The sequence below is a fragment of the Pseudomonas sp. 5P_5.1_Bac1 genome (assembly GCF_025466015.1).
Lineage (GTDB): Bacteria > Pseudomonadota > Gammaproteobacteria > Pseudomonadales > Pseudomonadaceae > Aquipseudomonas.
Genome location: NZ_JANLNX010000035.1, coordinates 1 through 6,404 on the forward strand (window position 1 = coordinate 1; position 6,404 = coordinate 6,404).

A 6,404-nucleotide genomic window follows, 5' to 3' on the forward strand; every position below is an offset into this window, starting at 1 on the left:
TAACCCGCGGGGGCCGCTTTGGCGGCCCCGCGTCGTTGTGGCAGAGCGATTGCGACAGCCAGGCAAACGTTTCCGCCCGGCTGGCAGAGCGTCCCGGCTGGAATTAAACCTTGAAGATCACTTGACTTGGGCAGTTCGAATCAGAACAATCCAAAGTCCGCTGTAGGGGGACTGCCAGAAGCAGACCCGCTAAGCAGATCATGAGGCGCACACCCGCGCCGACCTGTTACACCCCGCAACGCGTTACCTCGCGCTGGGTGGGAAAACCCCGCAACACTTTGGGGCGCTCCCAATACTTGCTCAGTCAGTGCTGACGTAGTCGGCGACTTCGTCGCTCATGCTCTGCTTGGCAGTAAACCTATTAAGACCCGTCCCGGAGTGGACGGTATTCTGGCGTTTTAGAGGTGAACAACGTGGAGCTTTTATCTGGCGCTGAAATGGTCGTCCGCTTTTTGCGTGACGAGGGCGTTAAGCACATCTATGGGTACCCAGGCGGTGCTCTTCTTCATGTCTACGATGCTCTGTTCAAAGAACCGGAAGTGAACCACATCCTGGTTCGTCACGAGCAGGCAGCTACCCATATGGCGGACGGTTACGCCCGTGCCACCGGCAAAGCCGGCGTGGTACTGGTGACTTCCGGTCCAGGTGCGACCAATGCCATCACCGGCATCGCCACCGCCTACATGGACTCGATCCCGATGGTCATCCTGTCTGGTCAGGTGCCTAGCACCATGGTCGGCACCGATGCCTTCCAGGAAACCGACATGATCGGTATTTCCCGGCCTATCGTGAAGCACAGCTTCATGATCAAGCATGCCTCGGAAATCCCTGAAGTCCTGAAAAAAGCCTTCTACCTTGCGCAATCCGGCCGTCCTGGTCCGGTGGTTGTCGACATTCCGAAGGATATGACCAACCCGGCCGAGAAGTTCGAGTACGTCTATCCGAAGAAGGTCAAGCTGCGCTCCTACAGCCCGGCCGTTCGCGGTCACTCCGGTCAGATCCGCAAGGCTGCGGAAATGCTCCTGGCGGCCAAGCGTCCGATCGTTTACGCCGGTGGTGGCGTGATCCTCGGTGGTGGCTCCGCGCCGCTGACCGAGCTTGCGCAACTGCTCAACCTGCCAGTCACCAATACCCTGATGGGGCTCGGTGGCTATCCAGGCACTGATCGCCAGTTCCTCGGCATGCTCGGCATGCACGGCAGCTACCCGGCGAACCTGGCGATGCACCACGCCGACGTGATCCTCGCTGTCGGCGCACGCTTCGACGACCGCGTTGTCAACGGTCCGGCCAAGTTCTGCCCGAACGCCAAGGTCATCCATATCGATATCGACCCGGCGTCGATCTCCAAGACCATCAAGGCTGACGTGCCAATCGTTGGTCCGGTTGAAAGCGTTCTGACCGAGATGCTCGCTACCGTTCGCGAAATCGGCGAGCAGCCTGAAAAGGCAGCGATCGATGCCTGGTGGAAACAGATCGAAGAATGGCGCGGCGATCGCGGCATGTTCCCTTACGACAAAGGGGATGGCAGCGTCATCAAGCCTCAGACCGTTATCGAGACACTGTGCGAAGTTACCGGTGGTGATGCATTCGTCACTTCCGACGTTGGCCAGCACCAGATGTTCGCGGCGCAGTACTACCGCTTCAACAAGCCGAACCGCTGGATCAACTCCGGCGGCCTGGGCACCATGGGCTTCGGTTTCCCGGCGGCCATGGGCGTCAAGCTGAACTTCCCGGAAAGCGATGTTGCTTGCGTCACCGGCGAAGGCAGCATCCAGATGAACATCCAGGAACTGTCGACCTGCCTGCAGTACGACCTGCCGGTCAAGATCGTCAACCTGAACAACGGCGTGCTGGGCATGGTTCGCCAGTGGCAGGACATGGCTTACAACAGCCGCCACTCGCATTCCTACATGGAGTCGCTGCCTGACTTCGTCAAGCTGGCTGAAGCCTATGGTCATGTGGGTATCCGCATCACCAGCCTGAAGGACCTCAAGCCGAAGCTCGAAGAAGCCTTCGCCCTCAAGGACCGCCTGGTGTTCATCGACATCCAGGTCGACAACAGCGAACACGTCTACCCGATGCAGATCAAGGACGGTTCGATGCGCGACATGTGGCTGAGCAAGACGGAGCGTACCTGATATGCGGCACATTATTTCCCTGCTGTTGGAAAACGAACCCGGTGCCCTGTCCCGCGTCGTTGGCTTGTTCTCGCAACGCAACTACAACATCGAAAGCCTGACCGTTGCGCCAACCGAAGACCCGACCCTGTCGCGTCTGACGCTGACCACGGTGGGCCACGATGAGGTGATCGAGCAGATCACCAAGAACCTGAACAAACTGGTTGAAGTGGTCAAACTGGTCGACCTGTCGGAAAGTGCTCATATCGAGCGCGAACTGATGCTGGTCAAAGTGAAGGCCACTGGTGCACAGCGCGCCGAGATCAAGCGCACCACCGATATCTATCGTGGGCAGATCGTCGACGTCAGCGCCAGTGTGTACACCGTGCAGTTGACCGGCACCAGCGACAAGCTCGACAGCTTCATTCAGGCAATCGGCACCGCGTCCATTCTTGAAACCGTGCGCAGTGGTGTCACCGGCATTGCCCGTGGCGACAAAGTGCTCAGTATCTAACTCGACAAAATTAGCGAATGGCCTGAACAAGGCCGAGATAACCAGGGGTATTTCATGAAAGTTTTCTACGACAAAGACTGCGATCTCTCGATCATCCAGGGCAAGAAAGTTGCCATCATCGGTTACGGTTCCCAGGGCCACGCTCAAGCGTGCAACCTGAAGGACTCCGGTGTGGATGTCACCGTCGGTCTGCGTAAAGGTTCGGCTACTGTTGCCAAGGCTGAAGCTCACGGCCTGAAAGTTGCTGACGTTGCTACCGCCGTCGCTGCTGCCGACCTGGTCATGATCCTCACTCCGGACGAGTTCCAGGGCAACCTGTACAAGAACGAGATCGAGCCGAACATCAAGCAGGGCGCTACCCTGGCGTTCTCCCACGGCTTCTCGATCCACTACAACCAGGTCGTTCCACGTGGCGACCTCGACGTGATCATGATCGCGCCGAAAGCACCAGGCCACACCGTTCGCTCCGAGTTCGTCAAAGGCGGCGGTATCCCTGACCTGATCGCTATCTACCAGGACGCTTCGGGCAACGCCAAGAACGTCGCTCTGTCCTACGCCGCTGGCGTCGGTGGCGGCCGTACCGGCATCATCGAAACCACCTTCAAGGACGAGACCGAAACCGACCTGTTCGGCGAGCAAGCCGTTCTGTGTGGCGGTACCGTCGAGCTGGTCAAAGCCGGTTTCGAAACCCTGGTTGAAGCTGGCTACGCGCCAGAAATGGCCTACTTCGAGTGCCTGCACGAACTGAAGCTGATCGTTGACCTCATGTACGAAGGCGGTATCGCCAACATGAACTACTCGATCTCCAACAACGCCGAATACGGCGAGTACGTGACCGGTCCTGAAGTCATCAACGCCGAATCCCGTCAGGCCATGCGCAACGCTCTGAAGCGCATCCAGGACGGCGAGTACGCCAAGATGTTCATCAGCGAAGGCGCTACCAACTACCCATCCATGACCGCCAAGCGTCGTAACAACGCCGCTCACGGTATCGAAGTCATCGGCGAGCAACTGCGCTCGATGATGCCTTGGATCTCGGCGAACAAAATCGTCGACAAGGCCAAGAACTGATTGGTCCTGATGCGATGAAAAACGCGGCTTAGGCCGCGTTTTTTCATTTCCGGGGTCAGCTTCTGGTATAAGCTTTCATCCGTTTGTCGGCGAACCCTCGCCGCAAACCTTTGTCGAAAACTCCACCCCGTTGCAAGGTAATGTCCATGAGCGAACGTCCCGAAGAGCCGAACAAGGCCTCTGACGCCGAAAGCCTGCTACCGATCGATGAGCATGTCGAAGAAGGGCATGACGCCGAAGGACGCAAAGTCCGGCACCGCGGTATCTATCTGCTGCCAAACCTTTTCACCACCGCGAACCTGTTCGCCGGTTTCTATTCGATCATCAACTCCATGAGCGCCCAGAGCGCGCTGAGTGCTGGTGATCCTCGCGAGGCGAGCAAGTATTTCGCTTTCGCAGCCATTGCCATCTTCGTTGCCATGGTGCTCGACGGCCTTGATGGTCGCGTGGCCCGTATGACCAATACCCAGAGTGCTTTCGGTGCGGAGTATGACTCCTTGTCCGATATGGTCGCCTTTGGTGTAGCCCCTGCATTGCTGGCCTTTGGTTGGGCACTGGGCGATATGGGCAAAGTCGGCTGGATGGTCGCCTTCATCTATGTTGCGGGCGCGGCACTGCGTCTGGCCCGGTTCAACACCCAGGTCGGCAAGGCCGACAAGCGTTATTTCATCGGCCTGGCCAGTCCGGCAGCCGCCGGTGTGGTGGCGGGTACGGTATGGGCGTTCAGTGACTTCGGTATCCAGGGGTCGAAGCTTTCGTTCCTGGTGGCGCTGCTGGTTGCGGGCGCTGGCATGCTGATGGTCAGCAACATCAAGTACAACAGCTTCAAGGAGCTGGATCTGAAGGGGCGTGTTCCCTTCGTCGCGATCCTGGCCGTGGTACTGGTTTTCGCCGTGGTATTCAGCGATCCGCCACGCATCCTGCTGCTGGTGTTCCTTGCCTACGCGGCTTCCGGGCCCGCGCAATACCTGCTGCGCATGCGTCGCCGGAAAAACGCCGAGTAGTGATGTAATTTCTCCCTGACTTCGTAGTCTACTGCTGCATCTGTCCAGCGGTTCTGCGGAGTCATCATGCTGATCAAGTTCCCCCGGGCCTCCGACTGCTCTGAGTCGGAGGTCACGCCTGAATCAATCTACCTTTCCCGTCGTACTTTGCTGGGTGGCTCGATGGCCGGTCTGGCGATTGCCGGCTTGCCTCGATGGGTCGGAGCGGGGGAGGTGTCGCGCTATGCCGACGTAGAGCCCGGCAAGGCTGCGGACTGGTTCAATGCAAAACTTCCCGAAACCCGTTGGCAGGCCGTGACAGTGCAGGGTGAAGCTATAACGCCTTTCAAGGATGCTACGCACTACAACAACTTCTATGAGTTCGGCACCGACAAAGGTGATCCCGCCGAGAATGCCGGTGGGCTACCCACCTCGCCGTGGACGGTGGTCATTGATGGCGAGGTGGGTAAGCCGGGCCGCTACGCGCTGGAAGACTTCATGAAGCCTTACCAGTTGGAGGAGCGCATCTATCGGCTGCGCTGCGTGGAAGCGTGGTCAATGGTCATTCCCTGGTTGGGTTTTCCGCTTTCGGCTCTTATCAAAGGGGCTCAGCCAACGTCCAAGGCTAAATACGTGCGTTTCGAGACGCTGCAAGATCCTCGGCATATGCCAGGCCAGCGTTCGGGTTTCGCCTTGATCGATTGGCCATATGTAGAAGGGTTGCGTCTGGATGAGGCAATGAACCCATTGGCTATACTCGCGGTGGGTATGTATGGCCGAGAGTTGCCGAACCAGAATGGCGCTCCGTTGCGGTTGGTGGTTCCTTGGAAGTACGGCTTCAAGAGCATCAAGTCCATTGTTCGGATCAGTCTGGTCACGGAGCAGCCGCAAACCACGTGGCAGCGCATTGCGCCGGAAGAGTACGGCTTCTATGCCAACGTGAACCCGACGGTGGATCACCCTCGCTGGACCCAGGCGCGGGAGCGGCGCTTACCGAGCGGGCTGTTCAGTCCCAATGTTCGCGACACCCAGATGTTCAACGGCTATGCCGAAGAGGTGAGTGGGCTCTACACCGGGCTGGACCTGAGGACGAACTACTGATGCGCTACCCACTGTTCCGGTTGTGCATCTTTATAGTGGCTTCCATCTGGCCGCTATTATGGCTTTACCAGGCATGGATCTTCGCGCTGGGTCCTGATCCGGGAAAGGTCCTGGTGGATCGGCTGGGTCTGGGTGGGCTTATCTTTCTTCTGATCACATTGAGCATGACGCCCTTGCAGCGTTTAACAGGGTGGTCCGGCTGGATCGTCGTGCGCCGGCAGTTGGGCTTGTGGTGCTTTGCCTATATTGCGTTGCACCTGAGTGCGTACCTCTTCTTTATTCTTGGTCTGGATTGGGGGCAGTTGGCGGTCGAGCTTCGCAAGCGGCCCTATATCATCGTCGGGGTTTTGGGGTTTACCGGCTTGTTCAGTCTGGCGGTAACGTCGAATCGCTTCAGTCAGCGCCGATTGGGTGCGCGCTGGAAAAAGCTGCACAAGTTGGTGTACGCCATTCTGGGGCTAGGGCTGCTGCACTTCCTTTGGGTAGTTCGAGCGGACCTCAAGGAATGGACTGTCTATGCGGTGATCGGCGCCGGGCTGTTGTTGCTTCGGATCCCAGCTATCGGGCAGCGGTTGCCGCGTCTGGGCGGGCGCAAAACGGGGCCTGTAACAAAAGTTT

6 protein-coding genes are annotated in these 6,404 nt (G+C 58.3%); all 6 read left to right on the top strand.

Annotated elements, in window-relative coordinates:
• Positions 1-413: 413 nt before the first annotated feature.
• Positions 414-2,138, top strand: a complete 1,725-nt coding sequence (locus tag NTD82_RS05640) for an acetolactate synthase 3 large subunit (protein WP_095159779.1) — start codon at positions 414-416, stop codon at positions 2,136-2,138.
• Position 2,139: 1 nt separating this feature from the next.
• The gene (ilvN, locus tag NTD82_RS05645; protein ID WP_042125802.1) at positions 2,140-2,631 is read left to right on the top strand and encodes an acetolactate synthase small subunit; all 492 of its coding nucleotides are present in this window, start codon (positions 2,140-2,142) and stop codon (positions 2,629-2,631) included.
• Positions 2,632-2,685: 54 nt separating this feature from the next.
• Positions 2,686-3,702: a ketol-acid reductoisomerase gene (ilvC, locus tag NTD82_RS05650; protein ID WP_095159771.1), complete on the top strand. Its 1,017-nt coding sequence runs from the start codon at positions 2,686-2,688 to the stop codon at positions 3,700-3,702.
• 146 nt (positions 3,703-3,848) lie between these two features.
• A complete protein-coding gene (gene pssA, locus NTD82_RS05655) occupies positions 3,849-4,706 on the top strand; it encodes a CDP-diacylglycerol--serine O-phosphatidyltransferase (RefSeq protein ID WP_095159772.1) in 858 nt (285 codons plus the stop codon).
• Positions 4,707-4,772: 66 nt separating this feature from the next.
• A complete protein-coding gene (msrP, locus tag NTD82_RS05660) occupies positions 4,773-5,786 on the top strand; it encodes a protein-methionine-sulfoxide reductase catalytic subunit MsrP (RefSeq protein ID WP_262128046.1) in 1,014 nt (337 codons plus the stop codon).
• Positions 5,786-6,404 (top strand): protein-methionine-sulfoxide reductase heme-binding subunit MsrQ (gene msrQ / locus NTD82_RS05665; protein WP_262128047.1); only part of this gene is annotated, 619 nt, incomplete at its 3' end. The genes msrP and msrQ, both read left to right, overlap by 1 nt.

Excerpts from the sequence above, each read along its gene's own strand:
- ilvN (WP_042125802.1), top strand. The coding sequence starts at position 2,140 with ATGCGGCACATTATTTCCCTGCTGTTGGAAAACGAACCCGGTGCCCTG.
- msrP (WP_262128046.1), top strand. The coding sequence starts at position 4,773 with ATGCTGATCAAGTTCCCCCGGGCCTCCGACTGCTCTGAGTCGGAGGTC.
- ilvC (WP_095159771.1), top strand. The coding sequence starts at position 2,686 with ATGAAAGTTTTCTACGACAAAGACTGCGATCTCTCGATCATCCAGGGC.
- pssA (WP_095159772.1), top strand. The coding sequence starts at position 3,849 with ATGAGCGAACGTCCCGAAGAGCCGAACAAGGCCTCTGACGCCGAAAGC.